Source organism: Salinibacillus xinjiangensis, assembly GCF_009649735.1.
Classification (GTDB): domain Bacteria; phylum Bacillota; class Bacilli; order Bacillales; family Alkalibacillaceae; genus Salinibacillus; species Salinibacillus xinjiangensis.
Genome location: NZ_WJNH01000001.1, coordinates 281,831 through 303,052, shown reverse-complemented (window position 1 = coordinate 303,052; position 21,222 = coordinate 281,831). Strand labels below are relative to the sequence as shown.

At 40.1% G+C, this 21,222-nt stretch carries 20 protein-coding genes; 15 read left to right on the top strand and 5 right to left on the bottom strand.

Features of this window, described 5'->3' with window-relative positions; translation table 11 throughout:
* Positions 1-5 precede the first annotated feature (5 nt).
* The 5 genes from GH754_RS01370 to GH754_RS01350 all read right to left on the bottom strand — a co-directional run bounded on the left by GH754_RS01370 (position 6) and on the right by GH754_RS01350 (position 5,836).
* Complete coding sequence (locus GH754_RS01370; protein WP_153726938.1) at positions 6-1,193, bottom strand: mandelate racemase/muconate lactonizing enzyme family protein; 1,188 nt, start codon at positions 1,191-1,193, stop codon at positions 6-8.
* An 18-nt stretch (positions 1,194-1,211) separates the two neighbouring features.
* Positions 1,212-2,366 carry a glycerate kinase gene (locus GH754_RS01365; protein ID WP_153726937.1) on the bottom strand — a complete coding sequence of 385 codons (1,155 nt, stop codon included), beginning with the start codon at positions 2,364-2,366 and terminating at the stop codon, positions 1,212-1,214.
* Positions 2,367-2,484: 118 nt separating this feature from the next.
* On the bottom strand, positions 2,485-3,828 hold the full coding sequence (locus tag GH754_RS01360; protein WP_153726936.1) for a 2-hydroxycarboxylate transporter family protein: 1,344 nt from the start codon (positions 3,826-3,828) through the stop codon (positions 2,485-2,487).
* A 97-nt stretch (positions 3,829-3,925) separates the two neighbouring features.
* Positions 3,926-4,987, bottom strand: coding sequence for a tartrate dehydrogenase (locus GH754_RS01355; protein WP_323741794.1), 1,062 nt, complete (start codon positions 4,985-4,987; stop codon positions 3,926-3,928).
* Between the two features lie 168 nt (positions 4,988-5,155).
* Positions 5,156-5,836 carry a GntR family transcriptional regulator gene (locus GH754_RS01350; protein ID WP_153726935.1) on the bottom strand — a complete coding sequence of 227 codons (681 nt, stop codon included), beginning with the start codon at positions 5,834-5,836 and terminating at the stop codon, positions 5,156-5,158.
* Between the two features lie 377 nt (positions 5,837-6,213).
* Here GH754_RS01350 and GH754_RS01345 point away from each other — a divergent pair, with 377 nt between their 5' ends.
* The 15 genes from GH754_RS01345 (at position 6,214) to GH754_RS01275 (ending at position 21,219) form a co-directional block, all read left to right on the top strand.
* A complete protein-coding gene (locus GH754_RS01345) occupies positions 6,214-7,560 on the top strand; it encodes a short-chain fatty acid transporter (RefSeq protein ID WP_153726934.1) in 1,347 nt (448 codons plus the stop codon).
* A gap of 22 nt (positions 7,561-7,582) precedes the next feature.
* The gene (locus GH754_RS01340; protein WP_153726933.1) at positions 7,583-9,103 is read left to right on the top strand and encodes a class I adenylate-forming enzyme family protein; all 1,521 of its coding nucleotides are present in this window, start codon (positions 7,583-7,585) and stop codon (positions 9,101-9,103) included.
* A 163-nt stretch (positions 9,104-9,266) separates the two neighbouring features.
* Positions 9,267-9,467, top strand: a complete 201-nt coding sequence (locus tag GH754_RS01335; protein ID WP_153726932.1) for a hypothetical protein — start codon at positions 9,267-9,269, stop codon at positions 9,465-9,467.
* A 58-nt stretch (positions 9,468-9,525) separates the two neighbouring features.
* On the top strand, positions 9,526-10,674 hold the full coding sequence (gene iadA, locus GH754_RS01330) for a beta-aspartyl-peptidase (RefSeq protein ID WP_153726931.1): 1,149 nt from the start codon (positions 9,526-9,528) through the stop codon (positions 10,672-10,674).
* A gap of 440 nt (positions 10,675-11,114) precedes the next feature.
* Entirely contained in the window at positions 11,115-12,137 is a 1,023-nt protein-coding gene (locus tag GH754_RS01325; protein WP_323741820.1) for a LacI family DNA-binding transcriptional regulator, read from the top strand.
* Entirely contained in the window at positions 12,134-13,084 is a 951-nt protein-coding gene (locus GH754_RS01320; RefSeq protein ID WP_153726929.1) for a sugar kinase, read from the top strand. Before GH754_RS01325 ends, GH754_RS01320 begins: the two co-directional genes overlap by 4 nt.
* A 9-nt stretch (positions 13,085-13,093) precedes the next feature.
* The gene (gene hxlA, locus GH754_RS01315; RefSeq protein ID WP_153726928.1) at positions 13,094-13,711 is read left to right on the top strand and encodes a 3-hexulose-6-phosphate synthase; all 618 of its coding nucleotides are present in this window, start codon (positions 13,094-13,096) and stop codon (positions 13,709-13,711) included.
* Positions 13,708-14,259: a 6-phospho-3-hexuloisomerase gene (gene hxlB, locus GH754_RS01310; protein WP_153726927.1), complete on the top strand. Its 552-nt coding sequence runs from the start codon at positions 13,708-13,710 to the stop codon at positions 14,257-14,259. The genes hxlA and hxlB overlap by 4 nt, the downstream gene beginning before the upstream one ends.
* Before the next feature lie 12 nt (positions 14,260-14,271).
* Entirely contained in the window at positions 14,272-15,282 is a 1,011-nt protein-coding gene (gene allD, locus GH754_RS01305) for an ureidoglycolate dehydrogenase (RefSeq protein ID WP_153726926.1), read from the top strand.
* A gap of 67 nt (positions 15,283-15,349) precedes the next feature.
* On the top strand, positions 15,350-16,369 hold the full coding sequence (locus tag GH754_RS01300) for a TRAP transporter substrate-binding protein (RefSeq protein WP_153726925.1): 1,020 nt from the start codon (positions 15,350-15,352) through the stop codon (positions 16,367-16,369).
* 73 nt (positions 16,370-16,442) lie between these two features.
* Positions 16,443-16,949, top strand: coding sequence for a TRAP transporter small permease (locus GH754_RS01295; protein WP_153726924.1), 507 nt, complete (start codon positions 16,443-16,445; stop codon positions 16,947-16,949).
* Entirely contained in the window at positions 16,946-18,220 is a 1,275-nt protein-coding gene (locus GH754_RS01290; protein WP_153726923.1) for a TRAP transporter large permease, read from the top strand. Before GH754_RS01295 ends, GH754_RS01290 begins: the two co-directional genes overlap by 4 nt.
* Before the next feature lie 18 nt (positions 18,221-18,238).
* A complete protein-coding gene (locus tag GH754_RS01285) occupies positions 18,239-19,255 on the top strand; it encodes a zinc-binding alcohol dehydrogenase family protein (RefSeq protein ID WP_153726922.1) in 1,017 nt (338 codons plus the stop codon).
* Positions 19,256-19,295: 40 nt separating this feature from the next.
* Positions 19,296-20,369, top strand: a complete 1,074-nt coding sequence (uxuA, locus tag GH754_RS01280) for a mannonate dehydratase (protein ID WP_153726921.1) — start codon at positions 19,296-19,298, stop codon at positions 20,367-20,369.
* 1 nt (position 20,370) lies between these two features.
* The gene (locus tag GH754_RS01275) at positions 20,371-21,219 is read left to right on the top strand and encodes an SDR family oxidoreductase (protein ID WP_153726920.1); all 849 of its coding nucleotides are present in this window, start codon (positions 20,371-20,373) and stop codon (positions 21,217-21,219) included.
* Positions 21,220-21,222: the final 3 nt, after the last annotated feature.

Below are 21,222 nucleotides of genomic sequence, written 5' to 3'. Positions count from 1 at the left end.
CAAAATCACTGATCCACAATAGACCCATCCACATGCAATCTTGTATTCACATCCCGACGCTCATAAGGGAATCTTTCCTCCACATCATCAACTAAATCAATCCCAATGCCAACACGATCCTCTACTTCAATAAATCCATCCTTCACGGTAGGTACCCATGTGACCATATCACTTTGCTTAAAGCTCTCTTCATCCACTTTATTGGAGCTTGTATATCTTTCCGTTGCTGATACGGTGCTATGATCAGGCAGCTCTTGAATGGCCACATTTTCTGTTGAAATGGCTATTTGCATACAAGCGGCTGTGCTGACAGGACTTAGTGGATTGTGGGGCACAACCTGAACACCATGTGCTTCTGCGATGGCGGCAATTTTTTTCGTTCCTGTAATACCGCCACATACACAAACGCTGGTACGAGCATAGGACATAGCATTGCGTGACATTAGCATTTCGAATTCTTGGATAGTGTGAATTCGCTCACCAGTCGCAATCGGTACTGTTGATTTTTCGGCAATCAATCCCATGGAATCAAAATTATCCGGTGTAGTTGGATCTTCTAGGAAAAATGGATGATATTGCTCAACAGCTTGGGCGAAAGCTACAGCCTCACCAGGTTTCATCCGGCGGTGTAATTCCAAGCACAAGTCCATGTCATTCCCAACCGCATCTCGAATCATTCCAACACGATCAGCCGCTTCATTTATCATACGAGCATAAGGGAGGAAATATGGTTTACTTCTTGGCTCATCTAGGAAAGGGGAGAGGTGCCCAATCGCATTAAATCCCTGTTCCTTCGCCTTTACACAATTGGCTACAAGCTCTTCTGTCGTTTCACCCGCCACGTGGTAATAGGTTCTAATTTTGTCTCTCGTTTTTCCACCTAACAGCATATATGTCGGGACGTTAAACCATTTACCTGCAATGTCCCAGAGCGCAATGTCGATTGCACTAATGGCCCCCATAATCGCAGCACCTCTAAAATGGAAGGAGCGATACATATACTGCCAGTGGTGCTCAATTTGTAGTGGGTCTTTACCAATTAAATAGGATTTAAATGTGTTCACAGCTTCAGCTGAAGCATCTAAAAAGCCCCATGCTCCTGATTCCCCGAGACCTGTTAATCCTTCATCGGTAAACACTTTTACATATAAAAAACGATTTGCTCGAATCACTTGTACATCTGTAATTTTCATCTATCTTTCCTCCTCAACCTATTTGGAATGAAAAGCTTCTGAACCTTTGATTAATCGAAATAATTGATTGGTTGTAAACTGTAAATTTTTATATGCAATAACTGAATTCATAGCGTCGTCTAAGGACATTGGTGCCGATAATATGGAAAAGCAGGACGTCATTCCCCGGTCATTTAAAGTAAATTGTTCCTGGTTTACCGCTCCAGCAAGGGCGATGACAGGAATGCCGTGTTTCTTAGCCATCTGAGCCACGCCAATTGGTGCTTTTCCCATCGATGTTTGTCCGTCAAGCATACCTTCACCAGTGATTACGAAGTCCACATCCTGGAGCTGTTTTTCCATATCAATAACTTCGAGGACAAGCTCAATACCAGATTGTAGCTGACCATTTAAAAATCCTGAAAAAGCAGCGCCTAACCCGCCAGCGGCTCCAGCACCCTCGATGGAATGAATATCTATATCTAGCTGATCTCGAACACGTTCAGCAAAATGCTTAAGCCCCTCATCCAATTCACGAACCATTTCATCTGTCGCACCCTTTTGCGGTCCGTAAACATAAGCCGCACCATCTGTTCCATGTAAGAAATTTTTCACATCACAGGCAACCTGGAAGGTACATTCTTTAACGGAAGGATGGATATTGTCTGTGTTGATGTGCTCGATATCCGCTAGGGCACCTCCACCATATCCAACCTCTTCACCTTGATTATTTTCAAAACGGAATCCTAGTTCTTGAAGCATCCCGACCCCAGCATCGTTTGTCGCACTACCACCTAGGCCAACAATAAAATGCCGGCAGCCTTTATCTATTGCATCTAAAATCAATTCCCCTACACCATAGGTCGTGGCCTTTAACGGATCAAGGGAATCTCGTGGAATGAGTGGGAGTCCACACGCAGCAGCCACTTCAATTATTGCGGTTTTCCCGTCACCTGAAATTCCATACAAAGCCTCAACAGGTTCACCCAATGGACCTGTCACTGATTTTTCAATCCACTGACCTGATGTGGCGTGAACCAATGCCTCAACTGTTCCTTCACCACCATCAGCTAGGGGAAGGGTTACAGTTTCCGCAGCTGGGTAAACCTCGTGTATACCTTGGGAAATTGCTTTGCTTCCTTCTATCGATGAAATACTTCCTTTAAATGAGTCCATAGCAATGAGGACCTTCATTCCTAACACTCCTATTCAAAATATGTAGTCGCCATTATAAAACGATAGGAAAACACAACAGATCACGAGAATCCGCTATGTTTTCCTTCATTTTCCTATATTTATAGTCTACTAGATTTTACATCAAGAATGGAGCTAAAATAGATAGAATTACTAGCATTATGGCTCCACCAATACGTGATGAAATTTGTAGGAATGGCATCAGGCCCATTCGGTCGGCGGCACTAAGTACGGCAACATCACCAGAACCACCCATGTCGGCCATACCAAGCCCAGCACCGACTGCGGACTCGACAAAATAGAATCCAACTAAGAGTCCCAAAAATCCAGCTGCAAATATAGCAATCACAACAGTCATGACTGCTAATGTGATATAGCTTGGGTCAGTTACGATTTGAATGACACTTTTGAAATCAACCATACCCGCACTGATCGCTACCAAGATTGCAGGAACCCATGCCTTCGTAATCAAGTCGTACCAATCTTCTGCAGCCTTCTCAATATATTCCGGTAAAACATTGAAAATCTTTAAAGCGGCTGCTCCTAAAATAATGTACACATAGGAGTGGAAGGTTGGGAAAATTTCTGCCACAATTTTACCGAATGCAAAAACGGTAGTAGCAATGATGATCCCAATAATGAGACTATTAATCGAAAATGGAAAACCAGATGATTTTGAACTTAAATCAAGCTTTTTCTCCCCATCTTTACGGCGTAGCATTTCTCCATCACCGGAGAAGTTTTTGGAACGATTTTTTCGTTTTCCTAAACCGTTAAGGGCACCAGCAGCGAGAATACAAATCATGTTCCCAACCATGACGGCAGGAGCAATTTTAGCCAGAACATCACCGGCGTCTCCACCAGCAGTAGAGGCGAAAATTTCAGACATAGGTACTGCACCAGCGGCCATACCGCCGCCCATAATCGGCCCAACGACATAAAATAATGTTTCAGCAAAGCCAAATCCAATTAGCTGTCCAACAAGTCCGCCAATTAAAAGAGCGGAAACCACAGCACCGAGAAGAGGAACAAAGAAGCGAACCCCAATTTTCATCAACAGTTTTCGGTCCATACTTAGAATACTACCGACAATAATCCCAGTTACAGCAAAGTCAGAAAATCCAATTTCGTTGTAAAATGTATCTGTCAACGTTCCAACACTTTCAGGTAGAATTCCCCAATATAAAAATAGGGCTGGAATTAAGATACATAGGATAGGGCCGCCACCAAATGTGTTGAAGACTGGAATTTGGTCCCCAATCCACATTAAGAGTATCCCTAATACCATAGCTACGATGAGACCACTTGCTAGATTTACAGGTAGAGCTTCCATATAAATACCAATAAGTAAAACAACGACAATAGCGAAAAAGATAGGGGCGTCAATGCCCATAATTTTTAACTTATTATTAGCCTTTAAGTCCGTGCCTTCTACAGTAGGGTTGTTTTGAAGATTACTCATTTTTTTAACACTCCTTTTTGTTTAGTAGGTAAGCGTTTGCAATGGTGGGGAAATGATGAATCTATCCAGGTTGAATAGATTCATCTATAGTTAGTAATTACGCTTTCGCTTTCAAACGTTTAATAATTTCATCTGTAACTTCTTGTGTGGAGTGCTTTCCACCGATATCTGGAGTAATAATTCCATCAGCTGTTGTACTTTCCACAACGTCTAATAGTACTTTACCGATTTCATCTTCTCCGTGGTGGTCTAGCATCATCTTCGCTGTCCAAATTTGGCCAATTGGATTTGCAACACCTTTTCCAATAATATCAGGTGCTGATCCATGAACCGGTTCAAACATGGATGGGTACTTCCCATTAACATTGATGTTCCCGGCTGGAGCGATTCCGATGCTTCCCATAACCGCAGCACCTAAATCAGTTAAAATGTCGCCAAATAGGTTACTGGCCACGATGACATCAAATCGATCTGGATGGGTAACAAAGAAGGCAGTTAATGCATCAATGTGCTGCTTATCCGTTCCAATCTCCGGATACTGCTTAGCCACATCTTGGAACACCTCGTCCCAAAACGGCATAGAGTGAACGATTCCATTAGATTTTGTCGCACTTGTCACATGCTTATTGCGCTTTGAGGCTAAATCAAAGGCATAGTGCATTGCCCGTTCAGTTCCTTTACGTGAGAAGATATTGTTTTGAATGGCAATTTCATCTTCTTCACGGAAAATGCGACCGCCGACTTCACTGTATTCACCTTCACTATTTTCACGAACCACGATCAGGTCAAAATCTTTCGGGTTCACGAGTGGTGATTGAATGCCATTAAGTACTTTAGCAGGGCGGATGTTGATTTGCTGTTCAAACTCACGACGAAGCTTAATCAACAATCCCCACAGGGAAACATGGTCTGGTACTAGTTTTTCATTCCCAACTGCTCCTAAAAAGATAGAGTCGAAATCTTTTAATCTCTCAAGTCCATCCTCAGGCATCATGGCACCATGCTCTAAGTAATATTCACAGCTGTATGGAAAATCCGTGAATTCAAACTGTAGTCCTCCATGAACCTCTGATACCGCTTTCAAAACATCGATGGCTGCGGGTACAACTTCCTTTCCTATACCGTCTCCTGGGATGGATGCAATTTTTAATTGTTTCACTATGTATGCCTCCTTATAGTATTTTAGTCGTCAGTCGACTGATGATGATTTGTAATCATACTATACAAAAGTTTCTGAATATTATCAAGAGAAATTTTTAATAGAAAGAAAAAAAGAAGCTGAATCCTATGGAGGACACAGCTTTCTGTCTAAAATACTTATTTATGTTTACGTCGTGCTTTTATCTTTACTAGAAGAAAGGACTTCAAATAAGTGTTCGGTATCAAGCTCTAAATGGTTAATCATTTGCTCGGATGCTTGTTCTGCATCTCTATTTTTCATACATTCAAAGATACTACGATGCTGCTTTAAAATGTCTGCGGCTCTATTTTCACCCTTAAAATTAAGAATACGAAAAAAGTAGATTAACCCTTTTAAATCATTAACCTGCTTTTGAAGGCGGTTGTTATGTGTAAACTTGAGAATCAAATTGTGGAACTGCTCATTGAGGGTAATAATCGTGTTCGCGTTTTCGTTAGCTTGAATCGCTTTTTCCGTTTTTAATAAAGAATCCTCAATTTCTTTCAGTTCCTCATCACTGGCCATTTGTGTTGTAATTTTCGCTGCAAAGGATTCCAATGCCATCCGACAAAAATAGATATCCTTTACATCCTTTAAAGTCGGCTCATACACCACGACCTTCGATTTTTTGACTACTAATAGACCTTCTTTTTCAAGAATACGTACTGCTTCTCGAATTGGACTTTTACTGACATTAAACTCTTTGGCCAGTTGTGTTTCATTTATTCGTTCCCCAGGCTGATATTTTCCTTCAAAGATCATTTTCTTAATCATGTGGTAAAACTGTTCGTAATATGGGACTTGTTTTTCTAGTGATAATTCGTTCATTGGATAACCTCATTTCTTAAGGGATTTCCATGTAGGATTATATTCATCACAATAGGAAAGATAGATATGATTACTAGAGTGTTTTAAACGAGGATAGACCATTTTCCTATTTTCACTATATAGAATAATGAAAAATTAAGCAAATGGTGTTTCGGTAGGGGATGGGTTGTTTTACTAGATATAAGGTAATCTACTATTGTGGGCTGGTAATAAATATGTTAATATTCTGTATATTAAAAAAAGTCATAAAAAAATACGTCAGGGGTGGTCTATATGTAACGGAGGTCAGTTATTTATTATATTTCATATTTTGTAAGCGCTTTAGGAATTGCGAAATAGTAACTAACACACTTAAAAAATGATCTAGGAGGATGACAATGCTAAGAAGAGTCTCTCAGAGCTTTAAAGTTGGGGTAGAAAGATTTCTGCCAAATGCCTTTATTTTTGCTATTATATTGACTTTAATTGTTATGATTATGGGTATAACCATGACCGGGGAAAGTTTATTTGGAATGGTTGAACATTGGTATAGCGGTTTTTGGAACTTTTTGGCTTTTACCACTCAAATGATTTTAATCATTATTACGGGGTATGCACTTGTTAAAGCTCCAATTGTACAGAAGTGGGTACAAAAAGGGGCCAAGGTTCCCAAAACTCAAAAATCAGCCATTATTATCACCATGTTGGTTGCAGCTGTGGGTGGTTTCCTTAGCTGGGGACTAGGCTTTGTTTTAGGTACATTATTTGCGATTGAAGTCGCCAAAAACGTTCAAAAAGCAGACTTTCGAATTTTGATTGCTGCAGCATATACAGCAACCATCTCTATTTTACCAATTAGTATCACACTCACTGCACCACTTCTAGTTAATACTCCAGGACACTCCTTAGAAGAACAAATTGGTCTAATCCCTTTAACCGAAACGATTTTTAGTCCGATTATGCTATTTGTTGCATTAGTAGGTTTAGTAGCTGTCATCTTTGCTTATATAAAAATGATGCCAAAATCTGATGAGGTTGTTCCTTATCAAATGAAGCATGATGAGACTGCTGCTGGTGTAGAAACGAATCCATCTATACCTGTGGAAGATCCAACCATTGCAGATCGATTGGATAATAGCAAGATATTAAATTATATTATTGTCGTTTTAGGTTTCATATGGTTATTCATATACTTTTCTAGAAATGGGTTTAATTTAGAGCTTAATATTTTAAACTTTGGTTTTATTATTCTAGGACTTGCTTTGCATGGTTCACCCCGTAGTTATGTTAAATCCATTACGAATGCAATGCCATCTGCAGGCGGAATTGTATTGCAGTTTCCTTTTTATGCGGGGATTATGGGAATGATGATTGGATCAGGTTTAATCGTCATCATCTCTAATAGCATTGTAGCCATCTCAAATGAATTTACCTTTCCTTTCCTAAGCTTTTTATCTGCATCTATTGTAAACATATTTGTTCCATCAGCTGGGGGGCAGTGGCAAATTCAGGGTCCAATTATGATCAATGCTATCCAACAGATGGGAATTTCACCATCAGTGGCTGTTAATACCGTTTCTATCGGGGATGTCGTTACCAACCTTCTCCAGCCATTTTTTGTACTCCCAGCATTAGGTTTGTCTGGTTTGGGGTTAAAAGATATCTGGGGATACTGCTTAGTCTCACTTGTAATTTTATTTGTCATTGGAGCTGTCGGGGTCACTTTTATTCCGATGATATTTTAATTAAGTTAAGGAGGTACCCATCTTGCTTATAACAGGAAATAAAAACGTTTATGACTTAATTATTGAAAAAAGTACATTACATCCGAAAAAGGTATTTCTTTATTATGAGGATCAAGTGATTACCTATGATGAACTACGAACTCGCGTGAATCAAACAGCTGATTTCTTAAAAACCAAAGGGGTTGAAAAAGGGGACAAGGTAGCAGTATTGTTGAGCAATCGACCAGAGTTTTATGATTTATGGTTTGGTTGTGGTGCCATTGGAGCGGTAATGGTTCCCATTAATACAGCATCTACTGCCTTTGAAATTGAATATTTCGTGGATCATTCTGATGCGGTTGGGTTTATAGCTGAGGATTCCTTATTTACAAATGAAATTACTGAGGTTGTGGATTCTAAAGATTTAGCATTTCAGGAAGTGCTGGATGAGGAGTGGGGTATCTATTTGCAAAAGTATTCCTCAGAGAATCGTGAGGAGGACGTACAACCAAGTGATGTGTGCGGGATGATGTACACATCTGGTACTACATCGAAACCAAAGGGGGTAGAAATTACTCATGAAAATTATCTTTTTGCAGGGGAGACATCAGTACGAAATCAATGGTTAACCCCATTTGATCGTTATTTAATCTTTTTACCGTTATTTCATGTAAATTCTCAATATTATACGTCAATGGCCTCCTTAGTAGTGGGGTGTTCTATCGTGTTGAAGAAGCGATTTAGCTCATCCACCTTTTGGGATGACGTTCAGCGCTATCAACCGACAGTTTCTAGCTTTGTGGCAACAACGGTTAAAATGCTTTTGCAAACTGATCCTCATCCGAATGAAAAGGATCACACGCTTAAGTGGGCAGGTTATGGTTTATTTGTGACCTATAATGAGCTGGAGGAGTTTGAAGCCCGCTTTGGCGTTCGTCTCTATCAATGGTTTGGCATGACCGAATCGATTACGACCAACATTGTCACCCCGTTATTTGATAAAAGAATTCGAGATGAAAGAACGGGCATTGTCCCCATTGGTAAGCCCGCCTTGGGTCATGAAGTGAAAATTGTAGATGAGGAAGGAAAGGAACTTGGTCCAGATCAGGTGGGACAGATTGTGGTGAAATCTCCTTCCTTGATGAAAGGATACTATAAAAATCCTGAGGCTACTCAAGAAACCTTAAAGGATGGATGGCTCTACACGGGTGATAGTGGTTACTACTTGAATAATGGGTACATTTGGTTTGTTGATCGAAGTAAGGATATGATTAAGCGAGCTGGAGAAAATATTTCATCTATTGAGGTGGAAAACACTATCCGTGTTCATCCGAGTGTAGAAGACTGTGCGGTCATTTCCGTTCCAGATCATTTACGCGAGGAAGCTGTAGCGGCTTATATAAAGGTTTTGGATGGAGAATCGTTGACGGAAGAAGAAATTAAATCCTTTTGTGAGAAGCGATTATCTTACTTTAAAGTACCGCAAATCTATCAATTTGTGGAAGACTTTCCAAGGACATCGATTGGGAAGATACAGAAGAATCATTTGAGAGATCATACTTAATAGTGCAAGTTGAAGAGGATTGGGTGACCAATTCTCTTTTTGTTTGGATTGCATGCCATTCTATTAAGTAGTAGTAGTGAGTATCTCTCTTGTAATAGCTTTGTTTTACATAGTGCTCTATTTTATATAGAATAGTCTAAAATAAGAAACTTGAGGTGAAAACATGCCAATCGATGAATTAGCCAGAAAAAGATGGCTTTCCATACCAGCCGATATACGAAAAGAACTAGAGGAAAATGTTTTTTGTGGTAATTGTTTTGTGACAACGATTGTGGATTATCAGGTTGATTCTGAGGATGGGAATTTGGTTTTGAAAGGGAAATGTAAGTCTTGTAATAGAGATGTTGCTCGTGTGATTGATTAGTTAGCGATCTCAATTCAAACAAACGTTTGTTTAATAACAAAAGCATTGGAGGCAAACCATGTTCACACTCATTCAAAATGGCGAAATATACGCACCAAATCCTATTGGGAAACAATCCATCCTACTAGTGAATCAAAAAATCATCAAAATTGGGGATATTGACCTTCAGGTTGTTGAGAAGCTGGGAGTAGATGTAAACGTAGTGGATGCAGACGGTTGTGTCGTAGTACCAGGATTAATTGACCCACATGTTCATTTAATCGGTGGTGGTGGAGAGGGTGGCTTTGCCACTCGAACACCGGAGATTCAGTTAAGTGATCTTCTCAAATCCGGTATTACTACTGTTGCGGGTCTTTTAGGAACAGATGGAACGACTCGCCATATGACCTCCCTGCTGGCCAAAGCGAGAGGATTAGAGGAAGAGGGCGTCACGACCTTTATTTATACGGGGAATTACGATGTTCCTACTCCTACGATTACTACCAGTGTAAAAGATGACGTCATTTTAATAGATAAGGTGATTGGAGCTGGAGAAATTGCTATTTCAGATTCCAGATCCGGGCAGCCATCCTTACATGAGCTAGCCAAGCTAGTAGGGGAAGCTCGAGTTGGTGGTTTGTTAAGTGGAAAGGCAGGAATCACCCATTTTCACACTGGACCTGGGAAAGAATATTTGTCTCTTTTGCATCAGCTATTAGAAGAATACGAGATTCCAGCATCACAACTATATGCCACTCACATCACCCGAAGTCAACGCTTGCTTGATGATGCTATTGCACTAGCCAAGAAAGGTGCTTATGTAGATATGACTGCAGATAGCAAAACCGGCGAGTGGATTACATATTATAAGGAAAATGGAGGAGACATGCAGCACCTAACCTTATCATCAGATGGAAATGGTAGTTTGCCTAAGTTTGATGAAGATGGAAATTTGGTTGGTTTAGGTGTTGCCAGTACTCAGACACTATACAAGCAAATGGTAGCAGCTGTGAAGGAACAAGGACTAGATTTAGAGGAAGTACTACCACTGGTTACAACGAACACAGCGGAAGTTTTACATTTGAAAAACAAAGGTCGTCTGCAAGAGTCATCAGATGCCGATGTGTTAATTTTGGACAAGCAAACTTTTGATATTCAGCATGTTTTTGCAAGGGGACGCCATATGGTTAAGGATAAGGAAGTTATGGTTAAGGGAACTTTTGAGTAAACAAGGGCCAACCCCAGATGTGGGAGTTGGCCCTTGTTTTTATTCTTTATATATTTGGAACCCCTGGCTATGCCAGGGGTTCCGGTAAGCTTTCAGTGTGGTATAAAAAATAAAAATACCTCACTTCAGGTAAAATTATATTGGTTTCCCGACCACAAAATTTCATCAAAGAAGACGTGTCCAATGAAGGACAATAGTATACGAGTGTAGTTGATTAATCAGATATTTAATGTCCTGTCTCTATATTGAGATAGGACATTTTTTGTGCGAAATAGGTGTTCATCATAAAACGTGTTATAACTCTGGATTCCAAAATTTGTTTTTTGCAAAAATGTAAATTTTCTATTTTAAAAGCGTTTTCATTGTGTTATAGTTTCATTAAACCGATTTAGTAAACCGATTTAGTAAACCTGTTTTGTAAAGGATGAAGGAACATGCAAATCAAAAAAACGACCATAAGTGACGTAGCAAAGCACGCACAAGTATCCAAGAGTACTGTATCTCAATATTTAAATGAAAGATATGAGTACATGAGAGAAGAAACTCGAGAAAGAATTGAAAATGCTATCGAAGAACTAAACTATCAACCTAACAATGTTGCAAGAAGCTTAAAACTGAAAAGCACGGCAACGATTGGGGTAATTGTGGCGAACATTCTTCATTCCTTCTCTACCCAGGTGATACGCTCGATTGAAGATACATTAAATGAAAATGATTTTTCAACTATTATTTGTAATGCAGATGATGATCCAGAAAAGGAGAAAAAATACATCGAAACCTTATTAGCCAGACAGGTTGATGGCTTGATAGTTTTTCCAACTAGCGGGAATCGGGAGCTTTATAAAAGATTAATAGACTCAAACTTTCCTATCGTTTTTGTTGACCGATATGTAAACGGTTTAAACGGAGACGCCGTCATGCTAGATAATGAAAAAGCTATTCATTTGGCGGTGGAGCATTTGCTCACCAATGGTTATGAAAATATAGCTGTCTTAACAACGTCCATTGATACGGCGGTTGTACCAAGAGTTGAGCGTGTTGAAGGCTATAAAAGTGCGATGGAAAGGTTTGATCTCCCAATTCGTGAAGGATATATCAAATCAATGGATCCTCCGTTTTTGAAGAAGGGTATAGATGAGCTTTTTCAACTTGAAAATCCTCCACAGGCCATAGTTTCTGGAAACGACTTAACCTTAATGGAGTTCTTGAAATATGCATCGGATCACGACTTGGAAATTGGAAGGGACGTCGGATTGGTCACAATTGATGAAGTATCATTCGCTGAGGTTCATTACCCGTCATTAACAACCATTGCACAGCCAACCTTTGAGATGGGGAAGAAGGCGGTGGAGTTAGTTCTTCATAAGTTTGAATCGGAACAGTATGATGAGCCTCAAATCTATCGTTTTGATCCTTCTATAATTATTAGAAAATCAGCAGAGAAAGCAGGTGCACGAATATGAACGATATCATCACAATCGGAGATGCCATGATTACATTTGACCCAAGTGCTACCGGTCCTCTTCGTTTTTCAGATTCCTTTAAAAGAAAGGTTGGGGGAGCTGAATTCAATGTTGCAATTGGGTGCTCTCGACTTGGCCTTAATGCAGGATGGATTGGCCGTTTAGGGAAGGATGAGTTTGGTCGATATATATACAACTTTGCAAGAGGTGAAGGCATTGACGTATCTGAGGTCAAGCTAGTGGAAGGTTATCCAACCTCCCTTAACTTTAAAGAAATCCAAGCAGATGGATCTGGAAAAACCTTTTATTACCGGGATAAATCACCGACCGAAACATTACTTCCAGAATCCTTAAACGAATCTTACTTTGAAAATGCAAAGCTGCTTCATATCACTGGGGTATTTCCAGCAATTAGTGAGCAAAACATTCGAGTCATTGACCAGGCTGTTGCTTTAGCTCACAAGCATGGGGTGAAAGTTTCCATGGACCCAAATATTCGATTGAAGCTTTGGAGTAAGGAAAAGGCGCGTGAGACTTTGCTAAACTGGATGCCTTATGTGGATTACCTACTTACCGGGTTAGATGAGGCCGAAGTGCTGTTTGGTACTAGAGATGTAAATGAACTAATCAAGAATGCAAAGGAATGTGGAATTTCTCATTTGTTCGTCAAGCTTGGAGGGGATGGTTCACTCGTGTGGTCTGAGGATAAGATCATTGAAGCCCCAGCTGTAAAAGTAGAAACAGTAGCCGATACCGTTGGTGCAGGAGATGGATTTGATGCGGGTGTGATTTGTGGCTTATTAAATGGCTGGGAGCCTAAACGCATCCTGCAATTTGCCAATACCATTGGAGCCATGGTTGTTGGAGTTTACGGGGATAATGAAGGCTTACCTTATTATGATGATGTCCTCGAAAGACTTGGGGAAAAAGAGTCTATTGAGAGGTAGGTGATCGAAATGATTCAGGTTGCACTTGACCGTTTGACTAAAGAGGAATGTATCTCTATTACAGAGCAGACTTATAATCATATCGATTATATTGAGATTGGAACAGGGGTCATTAAGGAGTACGGAATGGATATTATTCGCGAGTTCCGTCATAGGTTTCCGTACAAGAAAATTGTTGCGGATATGAAAACCTGTGACGCGGGTAAAGATGAGACAGTGCAGGCGCTAGAGGCTGGAGCTGATATTACTACAGTAATGGGTTTTGCCCATGATCAAACCATTCTTGACTCGATAAAAATTGCTAAGGAACTAAATAAAAGAGTATTAGTCGATTTATTAGAAGTACCGGTAGAGCGATTTCAAAGATTAAAAGAATTGGGTGTAGAACTCGTTTCCGCCCATATTGGGAAGGATACACAAGTTCAAGCAGAGAGGTATTCATTAGAGCGTTACAAATCTTTATCCGATGATTTTACTGTGTTTGTAGCGGGAGGAATTTCACCAGAATCGGTTCAACGCTTTGAAAAGCTTAAACCAGACGTTTTTATTGTAGGTGGTTACATCACAAGTGCGGCTAACCCAGGTAAGGCAAGCGCAACCATAAAGGAGGTGATTCCAAAAACATGAAGAATGTTCATTTGAAAATTTTAGAGGAGCTTAAGCAAGTAGCTGAACATGTAGACAATGAGCAAGTTACTTCTTTAATAGATGCCCTGAAACAGGCTAAACATATTTTTATCTGTGGTGAGGGGCGATCAGGATTGATTGGGAAGGCATTTGCGATGAGATTGATGCACGCAAACTATCCGGTTTATGTAACAGGGGAGACCATTACACCAAGTATTCAGGAAGGGGATTTGCTAGTAGCCATAAGTGGGTCAGGAAACACCCCGTCTGTTGCACTCGTAGCTGAGCAAGCGGCCAAAAATAAGGCCAAGGTATACCTAGTTACGACCAATAGTGAATCTGATATTGGGGATTTAGCTAACCATCAAGTGATTATCCCAGCAGCAACAAAACATCGCAGGAAAGATGAACCCGAGACCATTCAACCTATGGGAAACCAATTTGATCAATCTGTTCATCTATTGTTAGATGCTGTGGTGATTTCCATGACTAGCAAACAGGAAGATATTCACGACATGATGAAACGAAATCATGCCAATCTGCAATGAGAGGAAGATTAGATGTCAGACATAATCGTACAAAAGGAAGAGCTAAAATCTTTAGTTGTCAATAAATTAACAAAAGCAAAGGTAAGCCAAGAACACGCGACTGTTGTAGCAGATGTACTCGTTCACGCAGACCTACGTGGAGTGAGTTCACATGGGGTATTACGAACTGAGCACTATGTAAAAAGAATGCTAGAAGGTGGGATGAACCCCACTCCAGTATTCAGTACTGAGCAAAAAGGGTCTTCAGCGAGTCTCTTTGATGGTGATAACGGAATGGGACATGTCATCACGAAAGAGGCAATGGACCATGCAATTCAACTTTCTAAGGATAATGGCATTGGAATTGTAGGAATCGTAAACAGTAGTCACTGTGGGGCATTGTCCTACTTTGCGCAGCAGGCAGCCGAACAAGATACGATTAGTATGATTATGACGCATACCGATAGCGCGGTAGTCCCTTTCGGTGGAGCAGATTCCTATTTTGGGACAAACCCAATAGCTTACGGTTTCCCGGCAAGTAAACATCGACCAATTATCCTAGATATGGCAACAAGTAATGTTGCCTTGGGGAAGGTGCTTCATACGAGAGAGACTGGAAAAGAAATCCCAGACAACTGGGGAGTAGATGAAAATGGTTCCCCAGTAACAGATCCAAACTTAGTCAAACATTTACTTCCAATAAGTGGACCAAAAGGTTATGGTCTTGCCCTTGTAGTGGATGTACTAACAGGTGTTCTAACTGGGTCTGCCTTTGGTCCAAGCATTTCTACTATGTATGGAGACTACAAAAACTATCGTCACTTAAGTCACACGATTATTACGATTAATCCTGGTTTATTCATTGATAAAAATGAATTCATGCAAAACATTGACAAAATGATAGATGAGTTACATGAAGTAAAACCAGCGGAAGGTTTTCAATCTGTTATGGTACCCGGTGAGCCAGAACAGCTTAAAGAAGAAACTCGTCAAGAAGAAGGTATTCCGGTGCCAGAGAGTATTTACAACTATCTCAATTCGTAAGTCAAGGTGAAAAACCTTTACTTTATATATTTATACTAATCTATTAAAAAATGGGAGGTCACTATTCATGAAGAAATTTCTTAGCTTTTTGTTTGTATCTGCACTAATTTTGGTATTAGTAGCATGTGGTGGCAGTGATGAAGGCACTTCAGGTTCAGGAGATGAAGGAGAAGATTCAGGAGACACAATTACTTGGAAAATGGGACATCTATCTAACGAAGAGCACCAATGGCATAAAACAGCAGAAAAGTTTGCTGAGTTAGTTGATGAGAAAACAGATGGGAAGCTACAAATTGAGATTTATCCAAACGAGCAATTAGGTTCTGAAACTGAGGTTTTAAATGGAATTGAAGCTGGCACAGTAGACATGACAATCTCTGGTGAAACCATGGCGAACTGGGCTCCAGAAGCAGCACTAATGGCAGTTCCGTACGCATTTAATGGTCAAGAGCACCTGCAAAACGTTGTTGAAGGTGAAATCGGTAGCGAAATTGAAGCGGCTGTTAAAGATGGCGTTGGCGTTACACCACTTTACTATCATATTCGTGCTCCAAGAAACTTAACTTCTAGTGAACCTATTGAATCACCTGAAGACTTAGAAGGATTTAAAATGCGTGTACCAAACGTACCTTTATTTATGGATGCTTGGGAAGCAGCGGGAGCAAGACCACAAGTTATGGACTTTAGTGAAGTATTTACTGGACTACAACAAGGAGTTATTGATGGTCAGGAAAACCCAGTCGACTTGATTCAAAGTGCTAGTTTCTTTGAAGTACAAGATTATGTAAACGTTACCGAGCACGTTTATTCTTGGATTTATGTTGTGGTTGGTAACGAACAGTTCAATTCACTAAGTGAAGATATGCAAACAGCTGTTCAAGAGGCTGCAGCAGAAGCTCAAGCATATGGTCTAGAGTTATATGAAACTGAAACTGCTGAAATTGAGCAAGATCTAAAAGATAAAGGAATGGAATTTGTTGAAGTAGATCAAGAGGCTTTCGCAGAAGCAATGAAACCAGCTGTTGAAGAAAGCTTAACTGAAGTACAATTAGAGCTTTATAACAAGATTGTTGAAGCAGGAAAATAAAAATTTATTCAGGTAACATACCTCTCTTTAAAGGGTGGTATGTTACCCCATTATTCAATAAAGGGTGAGCAACATGCAAGCTATTAACATTCTTAGTCGGATACTCAAAATTTTAACAATTACTAGTTTTTCTGCCCTCGTTCTCGTTGTGATCATCCAAATAACAGGGCGTTATACACCATTTAGTTTTGTGTGGACAGAAGAACTTTCACGTTTCTTATTTATCTTTTCCATTGCTTTTGCTGCACCAATCGCAATGGAACAACGTGAATATGTTCGTGTGGATTTATTTGTAGATTTTCTTCCAAAAAAGGTGAGGAAATATGTCGAGGCCTTGATTTACCTGATATTAGGTTTGTTTTCTGCTTACTTAGTGTCTTTTGCCTATGAGTTTTCATTAATAGGTCAAAATCAATCGTCTGCAACTTTATCAATCGAAATGTTTTACATTCACTTAAGTATGGTTATTTTATTTGTATTTTTAGCACTTTACAGTTTTTTCAATATATATGCCGTACTTAAACTAGATCAGCACAAAGAGCTGGATCAGCAGGAAGAGAAAGAAGGTGTTAACCTATGATGGCCACAATATTATTTGTAACTTTTATCATTCTAATATTTCTTAGTGTACCAATTGCCTTTAGTTTAGGTTTATCATCCTTGGTCTATATTTTGATCGCCGATATTCCTTTGAATATAATCCCTCAGAAAATGTTCGGGGGCATTAACTCCTTTACTTTACTTTGTATTCCAGGGTTTATTTTAGCGGGTAACTTAATGAATGCTGGTGGTATTACAGAACGAATCATCGATTTTGCGAAAAAGCTAGTTGGACATATTCGAGGTGGTTTAGGGCTGTCAAACGTTGGTGCTTCCATGGGGTTTGCAGGTATCACTGGGACAGCATTAGCAGATACCGCAAGCATTGGATCCGTTATGATTCCTGCCATGAAAAAAGAAGGGTATGATGCGCCTTTTTCAGTAGCTGTAACTTCATCCTCTTCGACAATTGGGCCAATAATCCCACCTTCGCTTCCTATGATCATTTTAGGAACTCTTGCAACAGTTTCAATCGGCGATTTATTTTTAGCGGGTACCATCCCCGGCATTCTGCTCGGGCTTAGTTTAATGGTAGCTACGTATTTCATATCGAAAAAGAGGAAATATCCAAAAGGTGAACGCCAAACACTTCCAGTTATTACTAAGTCATTCTTTGGCGCTTTTTGGGCTCTAATGATGACGGTTGTAATTTTATTCGGTATTTTAAGTGGTTACTTTACACCAACTGAAGCATCGATTGTAGCGGTTGTATATGCCTTAATTGTAGGAATTTTTGTTTATCGTGATTTAAAGTTCCACATGCTACCAAAGATTCTATTGGATTCCATGGTTAGTACGGCTGGGATTATGGTGCTAGTGGGGATGGCGAATCTATTTGGTTGGATTCTAGTTAGTGAGCAAATTCCGCAATTAGTAGCAGATTCGATACTAGCAATTTCTGAAAACCCAATTATCGTAATTCTACTACTAAATGTGTTGCTGTTATTTGTAGGTACTTTTATGGAGACAATTGCAGCACTTGTTATCTTGTTCCCGGTTTTACTACCAGTTGCCACACAAATTGGAATGGATCCGGTTCAGTTTGGGGTTATGATGGTGCTGAATCTTATGATTGGTTTATCTACTCCTCCAGTAGGCGTTTGTTTATTCGTGGCATCTAGTATTGGGAAAGTATCGATTGGTCAGGCATCTAAAGCATTACTACCATTCTTAGCTGTGAGTTTACTAGTTTTACTAGCGGTTAGTTTCATTCCGAGTCTAACCCTGTTCTTACCAAGCTTAATTGATTAATAAAGAGGAGGATTGGTCATGAAAGCCATTCAAGTAAAGGAACCAGGAACCTTAAATGTTGTAGAAATGGATGAACCTAATTTAGAGCTTTCAAATGAAGTTAAAATACGGATGAGGGCTATGGGAATTTGTGGATCTGACATGCATATTCTCCATGGGCAAAATCCTTTTGCGAGCTATCCTCGTGTAATTGGGCATGAGGTTGCAGGAGAAGTTGTGGAGACAGGAGGGGCAGTTACTAGCCTATCTGTTGGAGACAAAGTTGTGGTGGAACCAATGACTTCATGTGGAGAATGCTACGCTTGCCGACAAGGCCGTCCAAATGTTTGTGAAAACGTACAGGTTTACGGTGTACACCGAGAAGGTGGCGGCCGTGAAGTGATGGTGATGCCAGAGCATCTTGTCCATAAGGTTAATGATCAGTTGAATTGGTCAGAGATTGCCTTGATAGAACCTTTTACGATTGGGGCACAGTCTATTTATCGCGGTCAAGTGCAAGAAGGGGACTATGTTTTTATCTTTGGCGCTGGACCGATTGGATTATGTAGTTTGAAAATGGCAAGACAAGCTGGTGCAAAGGTTGCCATTTCAGACTTCAATGATAAACGACTTGAGTTTGCAAAAGAGTGGGGTGCGGATTATGTTATCAATCCTCAGACCTCAGATGTAGAAGAAGAGGTGTATAAGTGGACTGGTGGAATGGGTGCGAATGTGGTAATCGACGCGGTTGGATTGCCTAAAACAGTAGAGCAAGCGGTAGCTGTAACTTCTGTAGCCGCACGAGTGGTTTTACTTGGTTTTGATACGAAAGTCTCTGAACTTGCTCAAGTAAATATAACGAAAAAAGAGTTAACTATTTGTGGTTCACGTTTACAAACACATCGCTTCCCGAAAGTGGTTGAATTATTTAACACACTGGAGTTTGATGTAAAGGATTTAGTGAGTCATCAATTTGAGTTACAAGAAGCTGAGCAAGCATTTGAACTAATGGATAATGCTCCACCAGAAGTTCGAAAAGTTGTTATTAAACTATAAAGCTATTTAATTTGATAAGGTAAGCAGGGAGGCAAGGTCTATGAGGATGACAATGCGCTGGTTTGGAGAGGGAAACGATCGAATCCCATTAGAACATATTAAACAAATCCCTGGGGTAGAAGGGGTTGTCTGGTCCTTACATGATGTCCCAGCCGGTGAGGAATGGCCAATGGAAAAAATTCTAGAAGTTAAAGAACAAGCTGACCGCCATGGTTTAAACATTGATGTAGTGGAAAGTGTGAATGTTCATGAAGATATTAAACTTGGACTGCCGTCACGTGATGAATATATTGAGAATTATATTAAAACCATTGAAAAGCTAGCAAAAGTTGGAGTAAAAGTAATTTGCTATAACTTTATGCCGGTCTTTGACTGGACTCGTACCGATTTATTTAAGGAAATGGAAGATGGATCTACTGCATTATTTTTTGAAAATGATAAGTTGAAGAACATTGACCCAATAGAATTGGTGAACACGATTTCAAAAAACTCAACCTATACCATGCCAGGATGGGAGCCGGAAAGACTTGCCCATTTAGCGGACTTATTTGAAAAATATAAGAACGTTACAGAAGAGGATTTATGGGAAAACCTTCAATATTTCCTAGAAAAGGTCATCCCAGTTGCGAAGAAAAATGATATCAAAATGGGGATTCATCCGGACGATCCGCCATTCTCAGTATTTGGACTCCCGCGTATTATAACAAACAAACAAAATCTTGAGAGATTTTTAAAGCTTGTTGATGATCCATATAATGGCTTGACCCTTTGCAGTGGTTCATTAGGGGCTAACCTAAAGAACGATGTAGCTGAGATGGTTCGATCATTTTCTGACCGTATTCACTTTGCCCATATACGTAATGTCAAAACTTATGAAAATGGTGACTTTATTGAAACGTCCCATCGTACTCAGGATGGAACCGTCGATGTATATGAAATCGTGAAGGCCTATCATGAAATTGGTTTCACTGGTTATGCACGTCCAGACCATGGTCGTCATATTTGGGGAGAAGAATGCCGGCCAGGGTATGGCCTTTATGACCGCGGATTAGGGGTTATGTATTTATGGGGCATTTGGGATTCCCTACAGAGAGTCAATAAAGAGGTGAAATAACATGCTTACGCTAAATGAAAATGTGAAAGGGAAAGTGGCTGTCGTTACAGGAGGAAGCGGAGTACTCTGTGGTGCCATGGCCCGAGAGCTTGGACGTCAGGGGGCAAAGGTTGCCATTTTAAACCGTAATGAAGAATCAGGAAAGCAAGTAGAACAGGATATAAAGGAAGAAGGTGGAGAAGCACTGGCAGTTTCCTGTGATGTTCTTAATATTGAAAGTGTTCGTGAAGCAGAAAATATCATTAACGAAAAGCTAGGCGTTTGTGATATCTTAATCAACGGAGCTGGGGGTAATCATCCTGATGGAACAACCACAAAAGAGACTTTAAAGCCAGAGGATCTAATGGACCACGATATCTCCACGTTCTTTGATATGACAACTGAAGGTTTCCAATTTGTTTTTAATTTAAATTTAGTCGGAACCTTTATTCCTACCCAAGTCTTTTCGAAAAAAATGGTGAATCGTAAGGGAGCCACAATTATTAATATGTCATCTATGAGTGCACCGTCTCCTATGACGAAAGTTCCAGCATATAGTGCGGCTAAAGCAGGTATTGAAAACTTTACCCAATGGTTGGCGGTTCATTTTGCTGACGTGGGGATTCGTGTAAATGCGATTGCACCAGGCTTTTTCCTAACAGAACAAAACCGAAATCTATTGTTGAACGAAGATGGGTCTTTAACTGAGCGTTCCAATAAAATTATTTGTCATACCCCACAACAACGATTCGGTAAGCCAGAGGATTTACTTGGTACTTTGCTTTGGTTAGTAGACGAAAACATGTCCGGGTTTGTAACCGGCGTTACTATACCTGTTGACGGTGGGTTCATGGCATACTCTGGAGTGTGAATG